General features: G+C 30.6%; 1 pseudogene. It reads left to right on the plus strand.

The window, feature by feature from the left end:
• A pseudogene (locus ACU68Y_RS09205) lies at window positions 1-93 on the plus strand (methionine--tRNA ligase subunit beta); the annotation flags it as partial.
• Between the last annotated feature and the right edge of the window lie 162 nt (window positions 94-255).

Here is a 255-nt window from a genome sequence, read left to right on the forward strand (position 1 = left end):
CTTTTATCTGCAATCTGCGAATATGAAGGAGAAGAAGTATTGAATCTTATAATGTTAGATTCAAACATTCCAGCAGGATCAAAATTATATTAAAGAACACGCTAAAAATGAAACTGGGGTTTGTAATGAATCCCAGTTTAATTTTTAGGGGTATGTACGAGATGGATAATTAGAATAATTTTATTACCGATAAGATTAGTGTTTAGTTTGCTCATAGCTTTTTTAACCTTCATATTAAGTTTGAGTACTGCGTTG

This window comes from Finegoldia sp. P1-F-LS, from assembly GCF_052932205.1.